General features: G+C 52.1%; 23 protein-coding genes and 2 pseudogenes. 7 read left to right on the plus strand and 18 right to left on the minus strand.

All coding sequences use genetic code 11. From position 1 onward, the window contains the following. Positions 1-115 precede the first annotated feature (115 nt). From J1781_RS11060 to J1781_RS11070, 3 genes are all read right to left on the minus strand, one after another. The gene (locus tag J1781_RS11060; RefSeq protein ID WP_129991064.1) at positions 116-1,996 is read right to left on the minus strand and encodes an amidohydrolase; all 1,881 of its coding nucleotides are present in this window, start codon (positions 1,994-1,996) and stop codon (positions 116-118) included. A 14-nt stretch (positions 1,997-2,010) separates the two neighbouring features. After that, positions 2,011-2,577 (minus strand): antibiotic biosynthesis monooxygenase, encoded by a 567-nt coding sequence (locus tag J1781_RS11065; protein WP_217233541.1) that lies wholly within the window; start codon positions 2,575-2,577, stop codon positions 2,011-2,013. A 118-nt stretch (positions 2,578-2,695) separates the two neighbouring features. Then, positions 2,696-3,112 (minus strand): winged helix-turn-helix transcriptional regulator, encoded by a 417-nt coding sequence (locus J1781_RS11070; RefSeq protein WP_129953462.1) that lies wholly within the window; start codon positions 3,110-3,112, stop codon positions 2,696-2,698. Between the two features lie 120 nt (positions 3,113-3,232). On the opposite strand from J1781_RS11070, the gene J1781_RS11075 reads away from it, so the two are divergent. Continuing rightward, a complete protein-coding gene (locus J1781_RS11075; RefSeq protein WP_217233542.1) occupies positions 3,233-4,090 on the plus strand; it encodes an SDR family oxidoreductase in 858 nt (285 codons plus the stop codon). Between the two features lie 59 nt (positions 4,091-4,149). On the opposite strand, the gene J1781_RS11080 is transcribed toward J1781_RS11075, so the two are convergent. Beyond that, entirely contained in the window at positions 4,150-4,407 is a 258-nt protein-coding gene (locus J1781_RS11080) for a biofilm/acid-resistance regulator YmgB/AriR (RefSeq protein WP_129991063.1), read from the minus strand. Between the two features lie 504 nt (positions 4,408-4,911). Here J1781_RS11080 and J1781_RS11085 point away from each other — a divergent pair. Next, a complete protein-coding gene (locus J1781_RS11085; RefSeq protein WP_129991062.1) occupies positions 4,912-5,448 on the plus strand; it encodes a P-loop NTPase family protein in 537 nt (178 codons plus the stop codon). A 206-nt stretch (positions 5,449-5,654) separates the two neighbouring features. On the opposite strand, the pseudogene J1781_RS26490 reads toward J1781_RS11085, so the two are convergent. Together J1781_RS26490 and J1781_RS11090 are read right to left on the minus strand one after the other, a co-directional pair. Next, positions 5,655-5,840 (minus strand): annotated as a pseudogene (locus J1781_RS26490) (STM2901 family protein); the annotation flags it as partial. Between the two features lie 298 nt (positions 5,841-6,138). After that, on the minus strand, positions 6,139-6,558 hold the full coding sequence (locus tag J1781_RS11090; protein WP_129953466.1) for a MarR family winged helix-turn-helix transcriptional regulator: 420 nt from the start codon (positions 6,556-6,558) through the stop codon (positions 6,139-6,141). Between the two features lie 367 nt (positions 6,559-6,925). On the opposite strand from J1781_RS11090, the gene J1781_RS11095 reads away from it, so the two are divergent. The 4 genes from J1781_RS11095 to msrA all read left to right on the plus strand — a co-directional run bounded on the left by J1781_RS11095 (position 6,926) and on the right by msrA (position 11,895). Next, entirely contained in the window at positions 6,926-8,323 is a 1,398-nt protein-coding gene (locus J1781_RS11095) for a glycoside-pentoside-hexuronide (GPH):cation symporter (protein ID WP_217157198.1), read from the plus strand. Then, the gene (locus J1781_RS11100; protein WP_217157200.1) at positions 8,320-10,359 is read left to right on the plus strand and encodes a glycoside hydrolase family 31 protein; all 2,040 of its coding nucleotides are present in this window, start codon (positions 8,320-8,322) and stop codon (positions 10,357-10,359) included. Before J1781_RS11095 ends, J1781_RS11100 begins: the two co-directional genes overlap by 4 nt. A gap of 291 nt (positions 10,360-10,650) precedes the next feature. Continuing rightward, positions 10,651-11,157 carry a peptide-methionine (R)-S-oxide reductase MsrB gene (gene msrB / locus J1781_RS11105; protein ID WP_217220423.1) on the plus strand — a complete coding sequence of 169 codons (507 nt, stop codon included), beginning with the start codon at positions 10,651-10,653 and terminating at the stop codon, positions 11,155-11,157. An 18-nt stretch (positions 11,158-11,175) separates the two neighbouring features. Further along, positions 11,176-11,895: a peptide-methionine (S)-S-oxide reductase MsrA gene (msrA, locus tag J1781_RS11110; RefSeq protein WP_217138948.1), complete on the plus strand. Its 720-nt coding sequence runs from the start codon at positions 11,176-11,178 to the stop codon at positions 11,893-11,895. Positions 11,896-11,991: 96 nt separating this feature from the next. On the opposite strand, the gene J1781_RS11115 is transcribed toward msrA, so the two are convergent. From J1781_RS11115 to J1781_RS11155, 9 genes and pseudogenes are all read right to left on the minus strand, one after another. After that, positions 11,992-13,023, minus strand: a complete 1,032-nt coding sequence (locus J1781_RS11115) for a methionine synthase (protein WP_217233543.1) — start codon at positions 13,021-13,023, stop codon at positions 11,992-11,994. Between the two features lie 27 nt (positions 13,024-13,050). Then, positions 13,051-14,034 (minus strand): DUF1852 domain-containing protein, encoded by a 984-nt coding sequence (locus tag J1781_RS11120; RefSeq protein WP_217233544.1) that lies wholly within the window; start codon positions 14,032-14,034, stop codon positions 13,051-13,053. Between the two features lie 509 nt (positions 14,035-14,543). Next, positions 14,544-15,782 carry an L-fucose:H+ symporter permease gene (fucP, locus tag J1781_RS11125; RefSeq protein WP_129953481.1) on the minus strand — a complete coding sequence of 413 codons (1,239 nt, stop codon included), beginning with the start codon at positions 15,780-15,782 and terminating at the stop codon, positions 14,544-14,546. Positions 15,783-15,981: 199 nt separating this feature from the next. Continuing rightward, positions 15,982-16,320: pseudogene (locus J1781_RS11130) on the minus strand (L-rhamnose mutarotase); the annotation flags it as partial. Next, on the minus strand, positions 16,317-17,093 hold the full coding sequence (locus tag J1781_RS11135; protein WP_217220418.1) for an L-fucose dehydrogenase: 777 nt from the start codon (positions 17,091-17,093) through the stop codon (positions 16,317-16,319). The gene J1781_RS11135 and the pseudogene J1781_RS11130, both read right to left, overlap by 4 nt. Next, entirely contained in the window at positions 17,093-17,947 is an 855-nt protein-coding gene (locus tag J1781_RS11140; protein WP_217220416.1) for an amidohydrolase family protein, read from the minus strand. The genes J1781_RS11135 and J1781_RS11140 overlap by 1 nt, the downstream gene beginning before the upstream one ends. A gap of 35 nt (positions 17,948-17,982) precedes the next feature. Then, complete coding sequence (locus J1781_RS11145; protein WP_217233545.1) at positions 17,983-19,260, minus strand: L-fuconate dehydratase; 1,278 nt, start codon at positions 19,258-19,260, stop codon at positions 17,983-17,985. 26 nt (positions 19,261-19,286) lie between these two features. Next, positions 19,287-20,129 (minus strand): fumarylacetoacetate hydrolase family protein, encoded by an 843-nt coding sequence (locus J1781_RS11150; RefSeq protein WP_217233546.1) that lies wholly within the window; start codon positions 20,127-20,129, stop codon positions 19,287-19,289. A gap of 48 nt (positions 20,130-20,177) precedes the next feature. Then, on the minus strand, positions 20,178-20,918 hold the full coding sequence (locus J1781_RS11155; RefSeq protein ID WP_217233547.1) for an SDR family oxidoreductase: 741 nt from the start codon (positions 20,916-20,918) through the stop codon (positions 20,178-20,180). Positions 20,919-21,141: 223 nt separating this feature from the next. Between J1781_RS11155 and J1781_RS11160 the strand changes: the two genes are divergently transcribed. Further along, entirely contained in the window at positions 21,142-21,903 is a 762-nt protein-coding gene (locus J1781_RS11160; protein WP_129953488.1) for a FadR/GntR family transcriptional regulator, read from the plus strand. A 29-nt stretch (positions 21,904-21,932) separates the two neighbouring features. Here the strand turns inward: J1781_RS11160 and J1781_RS11165 are convergent, their stop codons facing one another. From J1781_RS11165 to J1781_RS11175, 3 genes are all read right to left on the minus strand, one after another. After that, on the minus strand, positions 21,933-22,082 hold the full coding sequence (locus J1781_RS11165; RefSeq protein ID WP_129953489.1) for a DUF2474 domain-containing protein: 150 nt from the start codon (positions 22,080-22,082) through the stop codon (positions 21,933-21,935). Between the two features lie 62 nt (positions 22,083-22,144). Then, positions 22,145-23,149, minus strand: a complete 1,005-nt coding sequence (cydB, locus tag J1781_RS11170) for a cytochrome d ubiquinol oxidase subunit II (RefSeq protein ID WP_217138943.1) — start codon at positions 23,147-23,149, stop codon at positions 22,145-22,147. Then, entirely contained in the window at positions 23,142-24,575 is a 1,434-nt protein-coding gene (locus J1781_RS11175) for a cytochrome ubiquinol oxidase subunit I (RefSeq protein ID WP_217233548.1), read from the minus strand. Before J1781_RS11175 ends, cydB begins: the two co-directional genes overlap by 8 nt. Positions 24,576-24,892 lie beyond the last annotated feature (317 nt).

Below are 24,892 nucleotides of genomic sequence, written 5' to 3' on the forward strand. Positions count from 1 at the left end.
GTGTTCCTGTTAATGAGCAAATGCTCATAATAGGGTATGGCGTAGCCAGTGCAAAAGATACGATGACAGAAAAATGGCCTGCGTTACAGGCCATTTCCATGTTGTTCTGAAAGGGTCAGAACGAGAAGCACGAACACCCTAAAGCACCCCAGAAGGCGTTGTCATCGGACACCGGGACATCAGAACCCCGGGCAATATCATGGCTGTGTTTATGCACGCCGCACGGGCCAACGCACTGATGTCCCTGACGAACCAGCCCGACACGCGCAACACCTTGTGGCGGTGCAGAGCGGTAATGTCCGGGTACCGTGGTGACCGGCGACCAGTCCGGCAGCACCGGAATCGCTGGCGGAGCCAGAGGCGAGAAGCTGCCGGCAGCATAAACCACTTTACCATCGACTACGGTCATCACTGATTCGATACCCTTGATACGTTCTTCCGGCACGCTGAAGAAATCTTCGGAAAGCACCGCCAGATCGGCCAGCTGTCCGGCTTTGATCTGACCTTTCTTGCCCTGTTCGCTGGAGAACCACGAGCTGCCCTGTGTCCACAGCATCAGCGCAGTTTCGCGGTCAATGCGGGCCTCATCATCATACATGGCCATGCCGCCTACTGTACGACCTGAAACCAGCCAGTACAGCGCCGTCCATGGGTTATAACTGGCAACGCGGGTCGCGTCGGTACCCAGTCCGACCGGCACGCCTGCGGACAACATTTTTGCCACCGGCGGCGTATGTTTAGTGGCTTCGATACCGTAACGGTCAGCAAAATATTCTCCCTGGAACGCCATACGATGCTGTACCGCAATGCCACCGCCCAGCGCTTTGACGCGCTCAATATTACGTTCGGTGATGGTTTCCGCGTGGTCAAAGAACCAGTGCAATCCGTTGAACGGAATATCGCTGTTCACTTTTTCAAAGACATCCAGCATCCGGCTGATCGATTCGTCATAGGTTGCATGCAGGCGGAACGGCCAGCGGTGCTCCACCAGATGACGCACCACGCGTTCAAGTTCGACCTCAGTTCCCGGCGGTAAATCCGGACGCGGTTGCAGGAAGTCTTCAAAGTCTGCCGCTGAAAATACCAGCATTTCACCTGCGCCGTTATGACGGTAGAAATCGGTACCCTGGCCAGGTTTGAGCATGTCAGTCCAGAGTTCAAAATCTTCCAGCTCGTGTTGCGGCCGCTGGGTAAACAAGTTGTAGGCAATGCGTACCGTCAGCTGATTTTTCTGATGAAGCTCATCAATGATCTGATAATCCTCAGGATAATTCTGGAAGCCGCCGCCCGCGTCTATGGCGCTGGTCAGGCCGAGCCGGTTCAGCTCACGCATAAACTGGCGTGTGGAATTCACCTGCTGTTCCAGCGGCAGTTTCGGACCTTTTGCCAGCGTTGAATACAGGATCATGGCGTTTGGTTTGGCGATCAACATGCCGGTCGGATTGCCGTTGCTGTCACGCTGAATTTCACCGCCCGGTGGATTTGGCGTGTCTTTGGTATAGCCGACCACTTTGAGTGCGGCGCGGTTGAGCAGGGCACGGTCGTATAAATGCAGGATAAACACCGGCGTATCCGGTGCGGCCTGGTTAATTTCATCGAGCGTAGGCATGCGGCGTTCAGCAAACTGAAACTCGGTCCAGCCACCGACGACGCGCACCCATTGCGGGCTTGGCGTACGCAGCGCTTGTTCTTTGAGCATACGCAGGGCATCGGCCAGTGAAGGTACGCCTTCCCAGCGCAGTTCCAGATTATAATTCAGACCGCCACGGATCAGGTGCAGATGCGAGTCATTCAGGCCGGGAACGGCGGTATGGCCGTGCAAATCGACCACCTGCGTCTGTGCATCAGCAAACTGCATCACTTCATTTTCGGTACCGACAGCCAGAAATTTACCGTCTTTGATTGCGACGGCATTTGCCAGCGGTTTTTCTCTGTCAACGGTATGGAACTTGCCGTTAAGCAGGATCAGTGAAGCAACATTATTTATTGGATTCATTGGAAAATCTCCTGTTATTGCGCGGAAGAGCGCGTCAGCCATGAATGAAATACGCGTGTAACGATCGGCATCCAGAGGAAAACCACCAGCCCGACGACCGTAGCGTCATTAAGTAAATGACCGCCTTCGGTGCCTTTAAGCTGCGGCAAAAGCTGCCCCCAAAACCAGGGCACAATGTGAGTCGATGGGTAAATCACCCCTAATGTCAGCAGATATTGTTTCCAGCGTGCTGGCGGGCGGACATTCGCACTTGGCGGGGTGAACCAGAATTCGGCGCCGGGACGCACCTCGGTGTTGTCGTTTTGCAATAACAGCGGGCTGACTTCGGCGACCAGTTGTTTACGCAGATCCGAGTTATGCCATGCGTTGAGATTTTCCAGCGTGTCGAAACGCACCAGAATGGTGTAAGCATCGCCGCTGCGGTTCGGGCGTATAACGTTGACGCCCAGATGGCCCGGAAAGGTGCTGGCTTGCGGCATAATTTTATTCAGCCAGGCCTCGTATTGTGTTTCGCTGGCTGGCGCAATCTTGTGGGTAATAACGAGCGTGACATGTTGCTGGTGGGGCTGGGACAGGGACATACATCACCTCAGCTGATTAAAATAAAAGGGTTTATCGAATCAATGAAATGATGTTAGTCGGTGGGTTGAATCAATGATAGGTGAGAATTTTTGGGGACTTGTTAAGTTTTTTTGTTAATTACTGCGTGCCTGCAATATGCAAGCTACGCTGTTTCATCACACGATGCAGATTCGACTCCAGCCAGTCTGCGAGTCCGGCAACCTGATCTTTTACTTCAACGCCGAGCGGGGTCAGAGAATATTCCACATGTGGTGGCACCACCGGATAAGCGCGGCGGTCGATGAAACCGTCTTCTTCAAGGGATTGTAAAGTCTGCGCCAGCATTTTTTCACTGACACCACCGACTTTGCGACGCAGCTCGCTAAAGCGCAACGTATTATCGCTGAGGGCGATCAGGATCAGTAAGCCCCAGCGGCTGGTGATGTGGCGTAGAATTTCGCGCGACGGGCAGTTGGGATCCAGCACTTCGCCCCGGCGGATTTGCTCTGTCAGTGGTAAACGTTCAGCGGGTTGTCCGGAAGAAATTATTTTCATACTAACCTTTGGGTGCGTACTTACGAAAAGTTAGTATATCGCATAGGATGTGCTTACGGCGACGCTTTTAGCGTCTTTAAAGTATAACTTTTCTGTCGAAGACTTTTTGGAGAAACCACTATGATCGCAGTTACCGGTGCTACCGGCCAGTTAGGCCGCCTCGTTATTGCCGCACTTTTGAAAAAAGTGCCTGCTCATCAGATAATTGCTGCGGTACGTAATCCGCAAAAAGCGCAGGACCTGGCAGAGCAGGGTATACAGGTACGTCAGGCCGATTACAGCCAGCCCGCCACACTGGATTCGGCTTTTGAAGGTGTCGAAAAACTGCTGCTGATTTCTTCCAGTGAAGTCGGTCAGCGTGAAGCACAACATAATGCGGTCATCGACGCAGCAAAACGCGCAGGCGTGAAATTGCTGGCCTACACCAGCCTGCTTCATGCAGACAAAAGTCCGCTGGGACTGGGTGTTGAACACCGTGCGACCGAAAAAGCATTAAGCGAATCTGGCGTGCCCTTCGTGCTGTTGCGTAACGGTTGGTATACCGAAAACTATGCGGCAAGTATTGCCCCGGCGCTGGCACATAACGCGTTTATTGGTTCAGTGGGTGAAGGAAAAATCTCTTCCGCTGCGCGTCAGGATTATGCTGAAGCCGCCGCCGCAGTACTGACCCAGGAAAATCAGGCCGGTAAAATCTACGAACTGGCCGGGGATGATGCCTACACGCTGGCTGAATTCACTGCCGAAATTGCCCGTCAGTCCGGTAAAAAAGTCGATTATATCAACCTGCCGGAGGCGGATTTTGCCAAAGCGCTGCTCGGGGCCGGTTTACCGGAAGGTCTGGCGAATATGCTGGCTGATTCTGATGCGGGTGCCGGGAAAGGCGGCTTGTTTGATGATTCCTATACATTGAGCAAACTGATTGGTCGTCCGACTACGCCAGTTAAAGATGTCATTGCAGCGACGCTGAAAACGCTTTAATAAAAAAATGATTGCACTCCGGCCTGTTAATATCATGCCTTAACAGGCCGGTAATATTTTTAGATCACATCATCCTGCGTTGAAAGCAACACCAGCTCTAACAAGTTGCGACAAGCTTGCTGATTACTGACGTTGGTCTCCTGTTCCAGCTGACGCACCAGACCTTCAATGATGGCCTTATTGCTTACCGGATAATGGCTGGAGAGAAGTCCTGAAACGATAGTCCCGAGGATCTCCACTTCGCTTAATGTCGGCGTTTCCCGAACATTTAAATAATCACTGATTTCTGTAACTGTATGTTCTGCTTCGATTTGCATGTAGACCTCCTTAAACTTTTCAGCAGACTTGTCTCATGTGAAAAGTGCCTATTACCAGTCAGAAAAGAGAGTATTGTGAAGTTTCTCTTCACAATTTCCGGCCCTGACTCATCTGATCATTGAATTGCGCATCACGAAATCCCAGCCGAGAAAAAAACCTTTGGAAGAAGGGAAATCCAATTTTCCTTCCAAAGGCCAGGCTGAACACGCCCGTAAAAGACGGACTAATGATGAAGCAGGGGTAACAGAAAGTTATACAAAGATTTCAAATCTGTACAGGTATGGTCGTAAAATATCTTAAACTTTGTTGCTAGCAATCTAAAAAAAGCACAAAAAGTTCATCGTTCTGGTGTGTTAATACATTCACGTAACAATTAAGTTCCGCGCGTAATGGTTCAGAGCGTGAATTTATCTTCCTGTACAACTGAAATGGAGTGCGGCAAAATATGCGCCTTTTTTGCTCGGGTCATAGGCAATATCCGACAGTAGATAAGGAGTCATACGGTGAAAATCAATGTCATTGGCACCAGCGGAAGCGGGAAATCCACGCTTGCACGCAATATTTCTCAGAAACTGAATATTCCTTATATTGAACTGGATGCGCTGTTCTGGCGTCCGGACTGGCAGGGCACGCCGGATGACGAATTTTTTGCCCGTCTGGCAGAAAAACTGGCGGCCAGTGACGGCTGGGTGATTGACGGAAATTACAAACGTACGCAGGCAGTGAAATGGCGCCAGATCGATATGATCGTGTGGGTAGATTATTCGTTCGGACGTACGTTATATCAGGCGGTGAAACGCGCCGTCACCCGGGCATGGGGACAAAAGGAAATCTGGGCAGGCACAGGGAACCGTGAGTCGTTTCGTAAGAGCTTCTTCAGCCGGGATTCGATTATTCTCTGGACGTTGAAAACTTATGCGAAAAACCGGCGTCAATATCAGGCATTGTTTAACGATCCTGACTGGCAGCATGTTCGCTTTGTTCGTCTGACATCACCCAAGCAGACTCAGGATTTTCTGCATAATCTGACCCAGCTGTAACACTATCCGCGGGCTGAATGCCCAGGGCGTTGCCCGTACACTGTTGAGTAAGTTTTCCGGATTAACTTACTGATAATACATGATTTCTTCGCCTGTCTCCCACACCCAGACATAGCGTCCGGTCGTAAGGCTGGTGTCAATCGTGACAGGCCATTTACCTGTCTTATTCCATCTTGAGCTATACCAATCTATGACATCCTGATTATTCACCATAAGCGGTCATTCTCTCTCGCACTGGTGTTGTAACGACGGGTGCTTTTCCAAACAATTTGAGATATGTCACTCGCAGGAATTACAACACCTGGGAAAGGGATCCAGCGCGCCACAAATGCCCCAGGATTATCGACATAGGAGAATTTGAGGCGTTTGATACTTCCAGTTGTCAGTGTGCGCCGCCGTCATCTTTAAGCCATAGGTAAGCGGGTATTGCCATTTTGATAAGTCCCATTTAACAGTGAGGGTATAGTTATGCCCATCAATCGCCGAAAACAATTAGCACCGAAAACAATTAGCGGAAATCGTAATAAATTGATTTTCAGAGGCTTATTATTGGTGAGCATTCATCATCGGGACGGTGCAAGAGTGCCTTAGTACCTTTTGGGGCAATACGGCGCTGAATGCAGATTAATGACCGGAATTATGGAACGAAGCGGCCTTCACGTAATCAAGCCACAAGGTTTTACGGCAAAGTTATACTGAATCCTCCATCATCGACTTCAGCAGACGGACTAAATGCTGTTGATCGTCCGGAGAAAGTCTTGCCAGAAATTCAGTATCTACCTGCTGACCGGCGGGCCGGATTTTCGCGAGAACCGCTTTCCCCTCCGCCGTCAGTGTAATAAAACGCCGGCGTTTATCTGCCGGATCGGCTGCACGGATCAGCAGCCCGCGTGTTTCAAGACGTGCCAGCATTTCAGCCAGTGTCGCTTTACTGCTGAAGGCGACATCCGTGAGTTGGACCTGCTCAATTCCGGGGTTTTCAGCAATAGCGCGTAACACTGCATACTGCGGTTTCGTCAGTTCCGGGATGCACTGCTGCCATCTCGCAGTGTGTTGCTGGAATACCTTACGCATTAAGTGAAAGGCTTCCTGTCTCAATTGTGTGCTCATCATCATTTCCCGAATTTCTTATTGGTCTGACTCTATCTTAGCAATCTCTGAAGAACGAATGTGACAAGCTATCGCAGGGTTCTCAAAAAGGGCATAAGAGAAGGATTATTCTCATAAGAACAAAGCGCTTTTCTTGTAAAGGAGAATCAGCCTGTCTCTCAGGCCGATTCTCCTGACCAGACGAACATCCGGAGTGTGTTCTACTAAACGGATCTCATCATGTTACCGGTATCACACAAATCAAAAATCATAAGAAATTTATGATATCTCGCAATTGTCGCTCTCTTTTAACCATTCTATAACAAGTCCTCGGACCACGGACGGACTGACTTTTTTATGTTTAACCCTACAAAAGGCAGGACGAAAAATGACTGCGAAACTATCCGTAACTGCGAAACTATCCGTAAAAGAAAAGGTGAGCTACGGTCTGGGGGATATGGCGAGCCATATTGGCCTGGATAATGTGATTATATTTTTGACGTTTTATTACACCGATGTTGTGGGATTACCGGCAGTATTTGTCGGAACAATGTTTCTGGTTGCCCGCGTCGCTGACGCCATTGTGGACCCCGCGATGGGGCTGATCGCTGACCGGACGCAAACGCGTTTCGGTAAATTCCGGCCTTATATTCTCTGGCTGGCGTTACCTTTCGGAGCCAGCTGTTTGCTGGTTTATGCGGTACCGGAATCCCTGACCTTGGGCGGAAAGATGGTATACGCCAGTGTCACCTATTGCGTGATGATGCTGATGTATACCGCCATCAACATTCCTTATTGCTCGATGGGCGCGATCATCACGCCTGATAATACCCAGCGTATTTCCCTGCAATCCTATCGGTTCTTCCTTGCCACGCTGGGTGGCGCAATGTCCACCTTCCTGATGATGCCGCTGGCAGAGATGATGGGTGGCGGCAATAAACTTGACGGCTATTTTGGTGCGATGGCAATCATGGCGTCGATCGCCGTGGTGATGTTCCTGTTGTGTTTTTTAAACACCAAAGAACGTATCAGTGCGCCGCCGACGCACGAGAATTTTCTCTCCGATTTACGTGATTTAGTGCGTAACGACCAGTGGCGCGTGGTGGCGGCGCTGATCTTCTTCAATATCTCCTTCGGCGTAGTACGCCTCGGCGCGATGATGTACTACGTCACCTATTATCTTGGCCACGCCAGCTACTTTATGTGGCTGCTGGCTGCACATATTGTGGGTAAGAGTCTCGGCAGTTTGCTGGTAAAACCGCTGACCCGCAACCGCAGCAAACTCGCGGCCTTCACGCTGTGCGCGGTGCTGACCGGTGCGCTGAGCGCGGCGATTTTCTTCGTTCCGGCATGGATTTCCCTGCTGGTGGGCATGACGTTGCTGGTTTCAACCTTCTATCAGGTCACTACCACACTGATGTGGGTGATGATGTCTGACGTGGTGGATTACGGCGAATACAAGCAAGGCAAGCGCATGGATGGCACGGTGTTCTCCACTTTGCTGGCGATCCTCAAAATGGGGATGGCGGTGAGCGGAGCGGTGGTCGGCTGGACACTGGGCATAAGCGGTTACGTGCCCCATGCTGCCCAGCAGAATACCGTCGCGATGTTGTCGATTATCGCATTGTTCTCACTGGTGCCGGGCATCTTGTCGATGTTCAGTGCATTGTCGATGCGCTGGTACAAACTCAATGACGCCACCATGAAACAGATTAATCAGTCCAAAATTTCCCGGGAACATGAGCCTGAACGTCAGGCCACCTTGCATACACAGGAGTCCGCATGAGCGAATTAATCGCCGAAAAAAACCGTATCCTCTGGCATTTCGATCAACAAACGCTGGTGATTGAGCCCTGGGGCGAAAACAGCCTGCGCGTGCGAGCCACCTGCCGGCCTGAGCTCAATGATTCGTTATGGGCGCTACTGCCAGCGGATGTTCAGCCACAAGCTGAGATCAGCCGCAGCGCAGAAACCCTGACGCTGCGCAACGGCAACATCACAGCATCGGTGAATATCAAAGGGCAACTGGCGTTTTATAACTCACGCGGCGAGCTGATCCTTGAGGAATTCTGGCGTCAGCGTTCCACCGTCGGCATCGGTGCGACGGAGAAAAGTCAGGACAAATACATCAGTGCGCTAAAGATGGATGCCCGCGAATTTAAAGCCATTCCCGGCGGTAAACATCAACTGACCGTACGTTTTGAGTCGCGCGCGGATGAGAAAATCTATGGCATGGGGCAATACCAGCAAAATTGTCTGGATCTGAAAGGCTGCACACTGGAACTGGCACAGCGAAACTCCCAGGCCAGTGTGCCGTTTATGCTTTCGAGTCTGGGGTATGGCATGTTGTGGAACAATCCGGCGATTGGTGAGGCGACATTCGGCAAAAATATTACCCGCTGGGAAGCGCAGGTCACGGAGCAGATGGATTACTGGATCACCGCTGGCGATACGCCCGCTGAGATCATGCATCAGTATGGCCGTGCAACCGGCACCGCGCCGCAGATGCCGGAATATGCCACGGGTTTCTGGCAGTGCAAATTGCGTTACCGCACACAGCAGGAGGTGCTGGAAGTCGCGCGTGAATACAAGCGCCGCAACCTGCCTGTTTCGGTTATTGTCATCGACTTCTTCCACTGGCCGAATCAGGGCACCTGGTGTTTTGACCCGGTGGACTGGCCGGATCCGAAAGCGATGGTCGCTGAGCTGAAATCACTGGGTATCGAAACCATGGTGTCGGTCTGGCCGACGGTTGACAGCCGGACAGAAAATTATAAGGAGATGAAATCAAAAGGTTACCTGGTGAACACGGATCGTGGTGTATCGGTGAATCTTGATTTCCTTGGCAACTGCACCTTCTTTGACGCCACACATCCCGGCGCACGTCAGTTTGTCTGGGAGAAAGTAAAGCAAAACTATTACGATTTGGGGATCCGTACCTTCTGGCTGGATGAAGCTGAGCCGGAATACCGCGCCTATGATTTCGATAACTATCGCTATCATCTCGGGCCGGTGCTGGAAGTCGGCAACATTTATCCGCAGAAGTTCGCGCAGGGCTTTTACGAGGGGTTACAGCAGGAAGGCGAGCATGAGATCGTTAATCTGGTGCGCTGCGCCTGGGCGGGCAGTCAGCGATATGGTGTGCTGGCGTGGTCGGGCGATATCCATTCTTCTTTTCACGCGCTGCGTAATCAGATTGTCGCTGGCCTGAATATGGGGCTGGCGGGTATCCCGTGGTGGACGACGGATATCGGCGGGTTCCAGGGCGGGAATGTTAATGATCCGATATTTCAGGAGTTACTGATCCGCTGGTTCCAGTGGGGTGTGTTCTGCCCTGTTATGCGTCTGCATGGTTACCGTGAGCCACAAATTCAGCCGCCGGAACCGTGGCGTGACGGCATTGCGCAATGCAACAGCGGCGCACCAAATGAAGTCTGGAGCTACGGCGAAGAGAATTACACGCTGATGAAGAACGGGTTATTCCTGCGTGAGAAACTGCGTCCGTACATCAGCCATGTGATGCAGGAAGCGCATGAGAAGGGGGATCCTGTAATGCGCACGATGTTCTATCAGTATCCGGCTCAGGCTGAAAGCTGGCAGGTGGAAGATCAGTATATGCTTGGCGCCGATATTCTGGTCGCCCCGGTGTTGTACGCCGGTCAGCGCGAGCGGGAAGTGTGGTTACCGGCGGGAGAAACGTGGGTGGCGCTGAATGGAGAACGCTATGAAGGGGGAAGAGCGATTAGGGTCGCCGCCCCAATGAGTGAAATTCCTGTGTTTGTGCGGGAGGGGGCAGACCCGGCTGCACGGGCGATTTTGTAATCTGGTTGCAGATGGCCGCTGCAACGGGGCGGCTGCCTGGAACAGAAGGGTGACAGTTTCGGTTTTTCAATAGCGGTGATCGCACAACGCGCTGCGCCGAAACTGCCCAAGAGAGGGAAAGCACTTCCCTCTCTTGGATCTCTCCCCGCTTTTCTACTTCGCGCTCCGCTCGCTGGCACCGCACAGCGGCAATCTCCTACTTATCACAAAACCGTTAACTCTCCGCGAGGATTCCGTAATCCCTCCCCTTGTAGTCTGATGTCATCGACAGTAACCGCAACGGTGGCAACAATGATTAACAGACGTAATTTCCTGCTGGGCAGTGGTGCGGTCTCGGCCGCTGCGCTGATGGGGCTGGTCCCCTCACTGTTTTCCCGCAGCGCCGACGCACAGGCGAAAACTGCGAAATTCGACATTATGCTCACTGAGGCTCAGTGGCATCAGCGCCTCAGCGATGATCAATACCGCATTTTGCGTGAGGCGGGCACTGAACGGCCTTATTCCAGCCCGTTAAATGACGAACACCGGGTGGGTGAATTTGCCTGTGCAGGCTGCAATCTTGCTCTTTTCTCCTCGGCGACCAAATTCGACAGCCATACCGGCTGGCCGAGTTTCTGGAAACCTCTGGGCAACGCCGCGCAAACCAGCCGGGATACCTCGCTCGGTATGGTTCGCGATGAAGTGCATTGTCGCCGGTGTGGCGGACATCTGGGGCATGTGTTTGATGACGGTCCGCAGCCGACCGGCCTGCGCTATTGCATGAACGGGCTGGCGATGACGTTCACTCCAAAAGCTTAATCAGTCAGGAAATTACCCATGAAAATTGCATCGAAAAAAATGCGTCATTACAGTCTGATCGCCGGACTGGTGCTGGCGTCAGCGTTCGCGTTCCAAAATAATGCCTGGTCATGGGGCGGGGGCGCTGAACCGGCGGTGGTAATCCCCGCACCGGCAAAAGATGAACCTGCGGGTACGTCGCACAGCGAGACGGCGTTGTTTGCCGGTGGCTGTTTCTGGGGAATTCAGGGCGTGTTTCAACACGTGAAAGGCGTGACCAGCGCGGTGTCCGGTTATGCGGGCGGCGACGCGCGAACGGCGAGTTATGAACAGGTGAGTACCGGCGATACCGGCCACGCAGAATCGGTCAAAATTACCTTTGATCCGTCGCAGGTGACGTATGGCGAACTGCTGCATATTTTCTTCTCGGTGGGGCATAACCCGACAGAGTTAAACCGTCAGGGTCCGGATACCGGCAGTCAGTATCGCTCGGCGGTTTTCCCGCTCAGTCAGGCTCAGGCAGAAGTGGCGAAAGCGTATATCGCTCAGCTCGATGCCAGCCACAGTTACAGCGAGCCGCTGGTGACAAAAGTGGAAAGCAGTGCACACTTTTATCCGGCAGAGGCTTATCACCAGAACTTTTTAAACGATAATCCGGATTATCCGTACATCGTGGTGAACGACCTGCCAAAAATTAACGACTTAAAACAGCATTTCCCGGCGGATTATCGCGAACAGCCGGTGCTGGTGAAGCAATAACGGGGCATGATCTGTTTATCACTCAGCCCGGCAGGCTTCTGGTCTGACCGCCTGATCCGGGCTGAATTCTCTTCAGATTGATGCAATCGGGTGAATTTACTTCGCCAGCAGTTCTTTCCGGACGATTTCTGCGCCGGCACTTAACGCATCTAACTTGCCTCTTGCTGCGCCACGCGGTAATGGGATCATGCCGCAGTTGGTGCAAGGATAGAGTTTGTCGGCGTCAACATATTGCAGTGCTTTTCGAAGCGTAGCGGCGACTTCCTCGGGTGTTTCAATAGTATTGGTTGCCACATCGATAGCACCGACCATCACTTTTTTACCCCGGATCAGCTCCATCAGCTCCATCGGAACATGGGAGTGATGACATTCCAGTGAAATAATATCGATATTAGATTTTTGTAGTTTTGGGAAAATCTCTTCGTATTGTCTCCACTCTGTTCCCAGCGTTTTTTTCCAGTCTGTATTGGCTTTGATACCATAGCCGTAGCAGATGTGGACAGCCGTTTCACATTTCAGCCCTTCAATGGCTCTTTCTAATGTGGCAATACCCCAGTCGTTCACTTCATCGAAGAACACGTTAAATGCCGGTTCATCAAACTGGATAATATCGACACCCACAGCCTCTAATTCCCGGGCTTCTTCATTGAGAATTTTAGCGAATTCCCAGGCGAGTTTTTCGCGACTTTTATAGTGATTATCATAGAGCGTGTCGATCATGGTCATCGGCCCCGGAAGAGCCCATTTGATCGGCTGTGTTGTTTGCTGGCGCAAAAACTTCGCATCTTCGACAAAAACGGCCTTTTGACGACTGACCGGGCCAACAACAGTCGGCACACTGGCTTCATAACGGTTGCGAATCTTAACGATCTCGCGGTTCTCGAAATCAACGCCGTTGAGGTGCTCAATAAAGGTCGTGACGAAATGCTGGCGCGTTTGCTCGCCATCGCTGACGATATCAATACCTGCCTGTTGCTGATCTTCCAGACACAAACGCAGCGCATCTTTTTTGCCGTCGAGTAACTCCTGACCTTCAAGCTTCCAGGGTGACCAGAGTGTCTCCGGCTGCGCAATCCAGGAGGGCTTAGGTAAACTGCCCGCAGTCGATGTCGGTAATAATTTTTTCATCACAGGTGACCTTATATTTTTAGTAAATCAAAGAACGGAATGAGCAGACCATTGTTTAAGAACAGTTTGGTAAGGTTTAATAAAATGTTCCTCGGTAAATTTCCCCTGCTCAACAGCCAGCTGGCTACGTTCTTCCCGGTCATAAACAATCCGGGTTAATGAATAATCCTGGAAATTCAGGCTTGGCTGATACTGTTTTCCGGCCGCGGAGTTAGCATTGTAAATTTCAGGGCGGTATATCTTCTGGAAAGTCTCCATCGTGCTGATGGTACTGATCAGCTCAAGATTGGTGTAATCGCTGAGCAAATCGCCACTGAAGTAAAACGCCAAAGGCGCAACGCTGTTTTCAGGCATGAAGTATCGCGCCCGCAATCCCATCTTGGCGAAATATTCATCAGTCAGGGAAGGTTCGTCCTGCTGATATTCGATGCCTAATACAGGATGTTGATTGCCGGTACGGTAATAAGTGTTTTTACTTGAGACGCTCAGGCAAATAACGGGTGTTTTATTAAAGAATTCTTTGTAAATATCGGAATTAATGAAACGCTTAAAGATATCACCGTGTAATACACCAAAATCATCCGGCAGGCTAAATCCGGATTTATTCTTATTATGCTCCGGCAGTAAAACGCTAAAATCATAATCCCGTACATAAGAAGAAAAATTATTACCTAAAATACCGTCAAAACGTTCATGGGTTTTTTTATCAACGATAGTGGTTTTTAATACTTCAATCACCGGAAAAACGTCGCTCTTCCCTGCAATATTAATGTTTAACTGGGCTGTAATGATATCGAGTTCAACGGAGTAGCGGTCACCCACAGGGTTGTCCCAATGCGCCAGTGAATTGAAACGATTGTCAATCATCACTAAGGTGTTGCGCAGGTTTTCCTGGCGTTTTTCACCCCTTGCCAGATTGGCAAAGTTAGTCGTAATACGCGTATTTTCCGAGGGGTTATAGTCTTCGTCAAAACGAAGGCTTTTAATAGTGAATGTAATTTCTTTTTTCATTTTTATCAGGTGTCCTGGCTGCTGAAAAACCTAAATTATTTCAGTAGCCTTCATATTTTTAAGAGTGAATCGCGATGACTCTTTTATGCCTGAGTCATTGAGTGAAAAAAAGTGATTTAAATTCACTGAACATGAGAAAAATTCATGAGGGATCAGAAAGAGGATCGCAGTACTTTTTGAGGCAGACGCAGTACCCGAATCAGACGCTTGTTTTTCGATGCGTCAAAAAGATCCCCAAAAAGGGCCCAAGCCCGTCACGAACATCCGCAATAAAAAACGGGTTAAACAGAGTGCCTGCAATGAACGAATCGACATATTTTTACCCTTCAGCGTTATTAACCAGCTTCATACGCGATGAAGTATAAGCAGGATTTTTTCATCCGGGATGACAGGAATGTTAAAACTCAGGGTGTGGTTTTCAGAGTTGCCGCCCCTCCTTAACGCCTGAAGGATATTAAGGAGGGGCGGTGGTGAGGTGTAGCCATCAGATTGTTTATATTACAACTTTCTCAATTTGCCGCTTTCGCACGCTGCTTCAGGGCGTAGAAAAGCACCACGGCGAAGCATACCATCGGCAGCGCATAGGAAATCGCGGTGTTGTAGTGATCGGCAATCGCACCCATCAGGTATGGCATCACCGCGCCACCCACAATCGCCATGATCATCACAGAGCTGGCGCGTTTGGTCTGTTTGCCCATATTCTTGACACCCATTGCAAAAATGGTCGGGAACATGATCGACATGAAGAAGAAAATCGCCACCAGTGCAATCACCGACACGTTATCAATCCCCGCGACCACCACGCCGCACAGCACAATATTAATGATGGCGTAAACTACCAGCAGCGTGGCCGGACGGACAAAGCCCATCAGCCAGGTACTGAAGAAACGGCCAACCATAAAACTTACCATACCGACGGAAAGCAGGTAAGACGCATTCTGATTCGACAGCGTGTGCCAGTGTTCGGTGGTGTAGTTAATGAAGAACGCGCCGACACCTACCTGGGCCGCGACGTAGAAGAATTGTGCAATCACACCACCGGTGAAATGGGCATGCTGCCATAATCCTTTTCCGCCACCCTGATCCCCGGCCGCGCTTTGCTCACGAATATCCGGCAATTTGGTGCGCCCGAACAGGAAGGCAATCAGAAGCACTAACACGGCGATGGCGACGTAGGTAGTTTTTACAGATGACAAGCCGTCCGCCGTGGTGCCTTGCGTGGCAGAGAAGAACAGCGAACCGCCGATAATCGGGCCGATAAACTGTCCTAAACCATTGAATGACTGAGAAAGGTTCAGGCGACGTTCTGCTCCGGCCGGATCGCCCAGCACGGTAGCGAACGGGTTAGCGGCGGTTTCGAGACAGCCCAGACCGAGGGCGATCACGAACAGCGCGAACAGGAACATAGCGAAACTGCCTGCGGAGGCGGCAGGCACAAACAACAGCGCGCCCAGTGCATAGAGACATAATCCGACCAGGATCCCGGCTTTATAGCCAAACCTGTCCATGAAGAAACCGGCAGGCAGGGCGATGATAAAATATGCCCCGAAATAGGCGGCCTGTAACAGGCCAGACTGGGCTTTATTGACGTGTAAGACTTCCTGGAAATGTTTATTCAGGACATCCAGCAACCCGTAGGATAAACCCCACAGGAAAAACAGCGTGGTGACCAAAATGAACGCCAGGCGGAAACCGGACGTCGTTTTGCGCTGCGCATAAGCGGGCGCGGCAGTTTTATCGGCGAGCATAGTGTATTCCTCAGTATCTGGTAACGCATGTAGGGGGTCAGCTCAGGTGGCTGATTTTTTATGTCAGATAACGTGAAAAACGTGATGAACTCCCTGAGAGTAGGGAGAGCTTTTGCTCCTCCCACATTCACAGGGTTGAGCGGGTTTTGCTTTGCTCCTCCCCTTCGCAGGGGAGGGAGCCGACCGGGTTTAACTCAATCTGTTCAGCAAGCGAAAAAATTATCTCCATTTCTACCCACTTTTTACCGGCGGGTGTCCACGGCGTGGGGCGCTGATATTTCCACATCAGGGCTTCCCACTCACACACTTTCGGATCCTCCAGACTGCGGCGTTCGAACAGCCCGCTGTCAAACTCTTCCGTGGTTTCCATTACCATCATCAGCCGGTTGCCCAGCCGGTAAATTTCCATCTCTGCGATGCCATAACGGCGCAGATGCGCGGTAATTTCCGGCCAGATTTTGCGGTGATGACGCTGATATTCTTCGATAAGCGCCGGATCGTCCGCCAGATCCAGCGCCTGACAATAGCGGCGCTTCATGTCAGTGCCCGGTCGAGATGCATATAACCACCGTCCACGGTCAGCCACTGGCCGGTGGTGTGAGACGCGCGGGAAGAGAGCAGGAATACCACGGTGTTGGCGATTTCCTGCGGCGTGGTCATCCGCTGTCCCAGCGGAATATGCGAGGTGATTTGTTGCAACTTTTCGTCGGGATGATCGAAGCTTTTGATCCAGCGTTCGTACAGTGGCGTCATGACTTCTGCCGGGATCACGGCGTTCACGCGGATGCCGTCGCCGAGCAGCGCCGCCGCCCATTCACGGGTCAGCGCCAGAATGCCGCCTTTGGCTGAAGCGTAACCGCTGGTGTTGCCTTGTCCGGTTAAGGCGGTTTTCGAGCTGATATTAACGATCGCCCCGTGGCTTGCGCGCAGGGCTTCCAGGCTCAGGTGTGCCATCAGGTAATAGTGGATCAGGTTTTGTTCTAACGATTGCACAAAGGCTTCCCGACCGGCGTCCAGTCCGACGCTGTCGTTGGCTCCGGCATTGTTCACCAGCCCGTCGATGCTGCCATAGCGGGTAAGCACCTCCTGTACCGCCGCCGTGCAACTGGCTTCGTCGCGCAGTTCGGTCAGCACAAAACTGGCCTGCGGGGAAAGCTGTTGCAGTGTATGCATCAGTTGATTGGCAGGTTCGGTATTGCTGATGATCACCGGAATGGCACCTTCTTCCGCCAGCGTCAGCGAAATCGCCGCGCCAATACCGGACCCGCCGCCGGTGACGATCACCACTTTATTTTGCAGATGCAGATTCATCAGTCATTTCCTGTAATCGGTAAAGGCTGTAATCGGTAAACCGTGCAGGCATTGCCGCCATATATGGCAGCCTGCTCGTCAGAACTGAGTGAGGCCGTGGCCTGTTCACATAAATCCCATGGATTTTCATCGCCGCCAGCCAGTAAGCACACCGGCCAGTCGGAGCCAAACATCAGGCGTCCGGGCCCGAAAACCTCCAGTGCGGCATCGAAATAGGGCAACAGGTCGCGGGCAGACATCCCCGCCGGGCGCGGCTCAGTCAGTAGCCCGGAAAGCTTACAACTGACGTGTTGTAACGCCGCCAGCGGGGCGATTTGTTTCTTCCAGTACGCAGCGCCCAGGGTGAGATCCGGCTTGCCGAGGTGATCGAGCACCAGAAAATGCCCGTCATGCCTTATGGCAAACTGTACGGCTTCGGCAAGATGGCGGTGCGTCACCAGAATTTCATAAACATATTCCTGCAGCTGAAGCTGGCGAATACCGGCATTGATGGCCGGATCTGCCAGCCATTGTGCAGGCGAAGGTTCATCCTGAACCTGATGACGAAAGCCGCGCAGCAGCGGGTGTGAGAGAGCATCCAGCTCCTGTTGCAGCGCGGACGATGACAGATCGACCCAGCCGGTCACGGCGCACACAAAGTCAGTTTTTCCGGCGATATCCAGCAGCCATCGGGTTTCACTGGTGCATGAGCATGCCTGAACCAGTACCGTGCCCTGAATGTTGTGACGTTGTAACGTTGACGTCAGTGTTTCCGGCAAGAAATTCTGTTTCAGCACCGTCATTTCATCGCTTATCCAGCGGTAGTCCTGCGGGGTGTAGCGCCAGAAATGCTGATGGCTGTCGATTCGCATCATCGGCCTCCTCCTTGCTGCTTTTTCGATCATTAAGGTCAGGCGTGATGGCGGTATTTTTCGACCGACGCCTGATGCATCTCGACAGAGAATCCCGGTGCCTGTGGGGGCATATAAGCTGCGCCGCGAATATCGCACGGGTGTACAAAATGCTCGTGAAGATGGTCAACGTATTCAATGACCCGACCGTCGTGCGTACCTGAAATGCACAGGTAATCAATCATGGACAGATGTTGGACGTATTCGCATAACCCGACGCCACCCGCGTGCGGGCACACCGGCAGATTGTATTTGGCGGCCATCAGCATCACGGCCAGCACTTCATTAACTCCCCCCATGCGACAGGCATCAATCTGCACCACGTCGATGGCTTCGCGCATAATGAACTGCTTAAACATGATGCGGTTCTGGCACATTTCGCCGGTGGCGACCTTAACCGGCGCAACGCCCTGACGGATTTTGCGGTGACCTTCGATGTCGTCCGGGCTGGTCGGTTCTTCGATAAACCAGGGTTTGGCAAAGGCGAGGGCATTCACCCACGGGATCGCCTCGTCGGTTTCCCACACCTGGTTGGCGTCGATCATCAGTTTGCGATCCGGGCCGATGACTTCGCGGGCAATGCGCACGCGGCGGATGTCGTCTTCGAGGTCGCGCCCGACTTTGAGTTTCAGATAATCGAAACCGGCGTCGACCGCTTCCTGGCATAAACGGCGCAGTTTGTCATCGGGATAGCCCAGCCAGCCTGCTGACGTGGTGTAGCACGGGTAGCCTTCTGCCAGCAGTTTCTCTCTGCGTTGGGCCTTGTTGTCAGTGCGTTGCCGCAATAAGGTCAGCGCCTCCTGTGGCGTAATGCAGTCGGTGATGTAGCGAAAATCGATGCAGCGCACCAGCTCTTCCGGTGACATGTCAGCCACCAGTTGCCACAGGGGTTTACCGGCGGCTTTGCTCCACAAATCCCACACCGCGTTAACTACCGCGCCGGTCGCCAGATGGATTGCGCCCTTATCCGGACCAATCCAGCGCAACTGACTGTCGCTGGTAAAATCGCGCCAAAATTTACCCATATCGGCGGTGATGTCTGCCAGTTCGCGCCCCACAATCAGGTGTTCCAGCGCCTTGATCGCTACGCAGCAGATTTCGTTGCCGCGCCCGATGGTAAAGGTCAGTCCGTGGCCTTTCAGCGCCGGATTGTCAGTGTCTAAAATCACATAGGCAGCGGAATAATCCGGATCCGGGTTCATGGCATCCGAGCCATCGAGCGCCAGCGAGGTCGGGAAGCGCACATCTTCAACACGTAAAGCCGTAATCGTTGTCATCGCAAAATTCCTTTAGCGTAAAGGGGCTATGCCTGCACTGTCTTCTGACGCTGTTCACCCAAACCTTCAATGCCAAGCCGCATGACCTGACCGGCTTTCAGGTATACCGGTGGTTTTTGCCCCAGTCCGACGCCCGGCGGTGTACCGGTAGAAATGATGTCGCCGGGTTGCAGGCTCATGAAACGGCTGAGATAACTGATGATTTCGGGGATGCGGAAAATCATGGTGCGCGTATTGCCGTTCTGATAGCGTTTGCCGTCCACTTCCAGCCACAAATTCAGCTGGTGCGGGTCAGGGATTTCATCCGCCGTCACCAGCCACGGGCCGGTCGGACCAAAGGTGTCGCAGCCTTTGCCTTTGTCCCAGGTACCGCCGCGTTCAATCTGAAATTCGCGCTCAGAGACATCGTTGATCACGCAGTAACCGGCGATGTGTGATATCGCATCGGCTTCGCTGATATAGCGCCCGCCGGTGCCGATCACGACACCAAGCTCTACTTCCCAGTCGGTTTTAACCGAATCCCGGGGGATCTCTACGTCATCGTTTGGTCCGACAATCGCACTGGTCCATTTGCTAAAAACTACCGGTTCTTGCGGGATTTCTGCGCCGGTTTCGGCCGCATGATCGGCGTAGTTCAGCCCGATACAGATGAATTTCCCCACACTACCCACACAGGCACCCAGACGGGGTTCGCCGCTGACCCGTGGCAGGCTGTGCGGATCGAGCTGGCGCAGCTTATCCAGCGTTTCGGGCTGTAAAAATTCGCCACGGATATCGGCGATATGTGCGCTGAGATCGCGTAACTGGCCGTTGTCATCCACCAGGCCCGGGCGCTCAGAACCCGGATTGCCGTAACGTAATAATTTCATGTGTCAGTATCCTTCTGTGAAAGTCAGATGTTGTTAGCCGCGGTCGACTCAGTTGCTCCAGCCGCCGTCAATAATTTGCACCGTGCCGGTGGTATAAGAACTGGCGTCGGAGGCCAGATACAGTGCCAGCCGGGCGATTTCTTCGGTTTTACCGATGCGCCCGATCGGCTGGCGGGCAACGAACGCGGCGTACACCTCAGCTTCGCTGCGGCCTTCGGCCTGCGCCTGTGCGGCAATACGCTGGCGCAGGGACGGAGATTCCACCGTGCCCGGACAAATCGCGTTACAGCGAATGCCTCGGGTGACGTAATCCGCAGCAACAGAGCGGGTCAGGCCAATCACAGCCGCTTTTGAGGCGCTGTATGCAAAGCGGTTCGGCACACCTTTGATGCTCGAGGCAACGGATGACATGTTGATCACTGAACCGCTGCCGCGCTCAAGCATGGCGGGCAGAAAAGCGCGGATCATGTGAAACATCGCAGTGACATTGAGATCGAGCGCAAACTGCCATTCGTTTTCTGTACAGGCGAGGATATCGCCGCTGTGGACCACCCCGGCGCAGTTGAACAGCACATCGAGCGGGCCGGTTTCTTCTGCCAAAGCAGCAATCGCCCGCGGGTCTGTCACATCAAGTAAGCGCGGGGTAATCCCCGGAATATCCTGTAACGCACCGATATTGATGTCGGTGGCAATTACCTCGGCACCCTCCAGGGCAAAAAGCGTGGCGGTGTTGAAGCCAATACCTTGTCCGGCGGCGGTGATCAGAACTTTTTTCCCTGGCAGGTTCATAACAATTCCCCATCAAATATCGCTTTATAGGTCTAATGGTCAGGCCATTGAGGGTGAAAAAAACGCGTTAAAAGCAGTGCTTTTTGCTAAGATGTCCGGCAAGCTTCTGCTTAAAACGCCATTCCCGTTAACCAATTTTTTACATGCATAAAACAAATCAGCAAGATTTTTGTCCGAAAAATGCTAGCTGAATCACTTAATGAGAATTGACCTCAGGTGTGCGATGCCGATAAAAAAGTTAGAAAATCCCAGAATATACAGGCAGATAGCTGACCAGCTAAAAACGTTGATTGATAATAAAGAATTTCCACCCGGCAGTCGTCTTCCGGCTGAACGTGAACTGGCGAGTCAGTTACAGGTGAGCCGCGCCTCGGTGCGTGAAGCCCTGATTGCGCTGGAAGTGATCGGGCTGGTGGATGTGCGGGTGGGAAATGGTGTAATTGTCCGTCAGCCGCCTGTCGTTGCGGCTACGCCCTCGCTGGAGCCGGTGATGTCTCAGGCGGGACGCAATCAGTGGGCGGACGTGGACGATGAGCTGAATATCGAGCTGGATTTTACTGCTGAATTGCCCCCTTTTTCGCTGTTGCAAACCCGCCGTCTGATAGAACCTGAAACGGCCGCACTGGCGGCAAGAAACGCAACTGACGAGGAACTGGCGGCGATCAGGCAGGCATATGAGCAGAATTGTCGCGATAACCGGCATGGTTCAGCAACGCATCCCGGCGACCGTTTATTTCATATCCGCATCGCTCAGGCCAGCGGTAATCCGGCCTATGCATTTATCATCGCCCACCTGCTTGGCCACCGTTATGGCACCATGTTCCGTAGCCTGCAATTACATTACACCCCGCAGGACATGCCGCACCGTTCTGAGATTGAACACCTTGAGATCCTGACGGCGCTGGAGGCCAGAGACAGTCGCGCCGCCAGGAAGGCGATGAAGGAACATCTGGATGCGGTGATTAAGATTTTTGGGCAAGGGTAAGAAAAGCCGCTGCATGTCATCACTTATTTTTAATGCGATTTCATTCCGGCGGCTGTCATCATCATTCTGAATAAGAATGCCACCACAGCCAGCGATAATACACTTAACGTATAAATGATTATCAGCCAGACGACGCGCTTCCAGAATGGCTGCTTCCTATTGATTGTCTGATCCTGCATCAGGAACCTCCTGTGAAAACCGGGCGAAAATAATGCCGTCACGCCGCCCGGTAATATTCAGATCAATGATAACCCTCGTTTTCCTTGATTTTCCCGCGGAACACGTAATAACTCCAGAAGGTATAAATCAGGATAACGGGAATAATGACCATCGCGCCAACCAGCATAAATGCCAGACTTTTTGGAGACGACGCTGCATCCCAAATTGAGATGGACGGAGGAATAATATTCGGCCAGATACTGATCCCGAGCCCCGAAAATCCGAGGAAAACAAGCGCGAGAGTCAGCAGGAACGGCATATAGTGCGCGTGACTTTTTATCGCCCGCAAAATTCCCCAGGTACAGGCTAAGACCAGGACGGGTACAGGCAGAAATGCGATCAGATTTGGCATGCTGAACCAGCGATGCGCGATATCGGCATGCGTCAGCGGTGTCCAGATACTGATAATACCTATGATCGCCAGCAAGGTGATGACCAGGGGTCTGGCGAGTTTGCACATTTTCTGATGCAGGGAATTTTCGGTTTTCATGATAAGCCAGGTACAGCCGAGCAGCGCGTAGGCGACCACCAGGCCAACGCCACAGAAAAGGGGGAAGGGAGCCAGCCAGCTTAATGCCGGGCCGGTAAACGTCCTGCCCGTGACCTCAAAACCATTGAGCACGGTGCCGACGGCTATCCCCTGACTGAAGGTGGCCACGATCGAGCCTGCAATAAACGATTTATCCCAGAACGGACGATGCTTCTCCGTGGCTTTGAAACGAAATTCAAACGCCACACCGCGGAATATCAGACCGAAAAGCATCAGGGTTAACGGGACGGAAAGTGCATCGGCGATAACCGAATAGGCCAGCGGGAAGGCACCGTATAAGGCTGCACCGCCCAGTACCAGCCAGGTTTCATTACCGTCCCAGACCGGCGCAACGGTGTTGACCATCATGTCGCGTTCGGTTTTGTCTTTATTGAACGGGAATAAAATGCCAATACCCAGATCAAAGCCATCCATCACGATGTACATCAGGTTCGCAAATACGATAATGGCAAACCATATAACAGTATAATCAATCATGGTTTTTATTTCCCCCGGCGGTGTTCAACCCTTCATGTGCAGCAGACAGCGGACGTGCGGGTGTGCTTTTCTTACCGGGTCCGCCGTGCGAAACCTCATCGCCTTCACCGGTCACCGGCCCTTTCTTAATCAGGCGCATAAGATAGACGTATCCGATACCAAAGACCGATGAATAAACCAGCAGGAAAGCTAACAGGCTGAGGCTCATGTGCATTTCACCGTGTGCGGAGACAGCATCACGGGTGCGCTGAACGCCATAAACGACCCATGGCTGTCGGCCAATTTCAGTGGTAAACCAGCCTGCCAGCAGGGCAATCAGACCGGAAGGCCCCATCAGCAACGTAAACCAAAGGAACGGACGGGACTGATAAAGCCTCTTTTTATAACGCAGCCAGGCACCCAGCACACCGGCTGTGATCATCAGCAGACCGAGAGCCACCATCACCCGGAAAGACCAGAAAATGACCGGTGAGAAAGGGCGATCTTCTTTCGGGAAACTTTTCAGCGCGGGCACTTGTTTCTCCAAACTATGCGTGAGGATCAGGCTGCCCAGATAGGGGACCTCAAGCGCATATTTCGTCCGTTCCTGTTGCATATCCGGCATGCCGAACAGAATTAACGGCGTGGACTCTCCGGGCCGGTTTTCCCAGTGGCCTTCGATTGCTGCAATTTTCGCGGGTTGATGTTCCAGAGTATTCAGGCCGTGGGCATCGCCGACCATTGCCTGAATGGGGGCGACGAACAACGCCATCCACAACGCCATGGAAAACATTTTCCGAACCGCTGGCGTATCGTTGCCGCGAAGCAGGTGCCAGGCACCCGAGGCGCCGACAAAGAACGCACTGGCGAGGAATGCCGCGATGGACATATGGAACAGGCGATAAGGAAATGACGGATTAAAAATGATTTTAAACCAGTCCGTTGGCACTACGACGTCATTCACAATTTCATAGCCTTGCGGGGTATGCATCCAGCTGTTCGACGCCAGGATCCAAAAGGTAGAGATAAGGGTGCCCAGCGCCACCATGCAGGTAGCAAAGAAATGCAGGCCCGGTCCGACCCGGTTCCAGCCAAACAACATCACGCCCAGAAAACCCGCTTCCAGGAAGAAGGCGGTGAGTACTTCATAAGTCAGTAAAGGGCCGGTGATACTGCCGGCAAATTGCGAGAACCCGCTCCAGTTAGTGCCGAACTGGTACGCCATGACCAGCCCTGACACAACGCCCATACCAAAGTTAACAGCAAAAATTTTGGACCAGAAATGATAGAGATCCCGATAACTGCGATGGCCAGTTTTCAGCCACATTCCTTCAAGCACAGCCAGAAAACTTGCCAGCCCGATCGTAATGGCAGGAAATATGATGTGAAAAGAAACGGTGAAAGCGAATTGTATTCTTGCCAGGTGAAAAGCATCTAATCCAAACATTGCTTACATCCCCTATAGAGAAAATGGGACAAGTTAATTAAACGTAACATAAATTGTATACTTGCGATTTATACGGATTTTAGTCGAAACGATTGTGCACTGAGATTATTTTTAGAAGTAGATACAGTTTCGTGAAAAAGTACTATAACAGTTCAGGCGATTTTATTTTTTATATTTATAATTCAATGGGGTGTGATCATGGTTGTTCACGGGTTCAAAATGATTTTATTTCCCGGCTACATTGTATGAAAATTGAAAACATTGTTGCTACCACAATATAATCTATTGATTAATAAGTTTTTATGTCTTATCAGTTT

The sequence above is a fragment of the Rahnella perminowiae genome, from assembly GCF_019049695.1.
Classification (GTDB): domain Bacteria; phylum Pseudomonadota; class Gammaproteobacteria; order Enterobacterales; family Enterobacteriaceae; genus Rahnella; species Rahnella perminowiae.

Excerpts from the sequence above, each read along its gene's own strand:
- cydB (WP_217138943.1), bottom strand. The coding sequence starts at position 23,149 with ATGATTGATTATACTGTTATATGGTTTGCCATTATCGTATTTGCGAAC.
- J1781_RS11140 (WP_217220416.1), bottom strand. The coding sequence starts at position 17,947 with ATGATGCGAATCGACAGCCATCAGCATTTCTGGCGCTACACCCCGCAG.
- J1781_RS11160 (WP_129953488.1), top strand. The coding sequence starts at position 21,142 with ATGCCGATAAAAAAGTTAGAAAATCCCAGAATATACAGGCAGATAGCT.
- J1781_RS11095 (WP_217157198.1), top strand. The coding sequence starts at position 6,926 with ATGACTGCGAAACTATCCGTAACTGCGAAACTATCCGTAAAAGAAAAG.
- msrA (WP_217138948.1), top strand. The coding sequence starts at position 11,176 with ATGAAAATTGCATCGAAAAAAATGCGTCATTACAGTCTGATCGCCGGA.
- J1781_RS11145 (WP_217233545.1), bottom strand. The coding sequence starts at position 19,260 with ATGACAACGATTACGGCTTTACGTGTTGAAGATGTGCGCTTCCCGACC.
- J1781_RS11065 (WP_217233541.1), bottom strand. The coding sequence starts at position 2,577 with ATGTCCCTGTCCCAGCCCCACCAGCAACATGTCACGCTCGTTATTACC.
- J1781_RS11060 (WP_129991064.1), bottom strand. The coding sequence starts at position 1,996 with ATGAATCCAATAAATAATGTTGCTTCACTGATCCTGCTTAACGGCAAG.
- J1781_RS11120 (WP_217233544.1), bottom strand. The coding sequence starts at position 14,034 with ATGAAAAAAGAAATTACATTCACTATTAAAAGCCTTCGTTTTGACGAA.
- J1781_RS11080 (WP_129991063.1), bottom strand. The coding sequence starts at position 4,407 with ATGCAAATCGAAGCAGAACATACAGTTACAGAAATCAGTGATTATTTA.
- msrB (WP_217220423.1), top strand. The coding sequence starts at position 10,651 with ATGATTAACAGACGTAATTTCCTGCTGGGCAGTGGTGCGGTCTCGGCC.
- J1781_RS11135 (WP_217220418.1), bottom strand. The coding sequence starts at position 17,093 with ATGAATCTGCATCTGCAAAATAAAGTGGTGATCGTCACCGGCGGCGGG.
- J1781_RS11115 (WP_217233543.1), bottom strand. The coding sequence starts at position 13,023 with ATGAAAAAATTATTACCGACATCGACTGCGGGCAGTTTACCTAAGCCC.
- J1781_RS11070 (WP_129953462.1), bottom strand. The coding sequence starts at position 3,112 with ATGAAAATAATTTCTTCCGGACAACCCGCTGAACGTTTACCACTGACA.
- J1781_RS11150 (WP_217233546.1), bottom strand. The coding sequence starts at position 20,129 with ATGAAATTATTACGTTACGGCAATCCGGGTTCTGAGCGCCCGGGCCTG.
- fucP (WP_129953481.1), bottom strand. The coding sequence starts at position 15,782 with ATGCTCGCCGATAAAACTGCCGCGCCCGCTTATGCGCAGCGCAAAACG.
- J1781_RS11155 (WP_217233547.1), bottom strand. The coding sequence starts at position 20,918 with ATGAACCTGCCAGGGAAAAAAGTTCTGATCACCGCCGCCGGACAAGGT.
- J1781_RS11100 (WP_217157200.1), top strand. The coding sequence starts at position 8,320 with ATGAGCGAATTAATCGCCGAAAAAAACCGTATCCTCTGGCATTTCGAT.
- J1781_RS11090 (WP_129953466.1), bottom strand. The coding sequence starts at position 6,558 with ATGAGCACACAATTGAGACAGGAAGCCTTTCACTTAATGCGTAAGGTA.
- J1781_RS11175 (WP_217233548.1), bottom strand. The coding sequence starts at position 24,575 with ATGTTTGGATTAGATGCTTTTCACCTGGCAAGAATACAATTCGCTTTC.
- J1781_RS11075 (WP_217233542.1), top strand. The coding sequence starts at position 3,233 with ATGATCGCAGTTACCGGTGCTACCGGCCAGTTAGGCCGCCTCGTTATT.
- J1781_RS11165 (WP_129953489.1), bottom strand. The coding sequence starts at position 22,082 with ATGCAGGATCAGACAATCAATAGGAAGCAGCCATTCTGGAAGCGCGTC.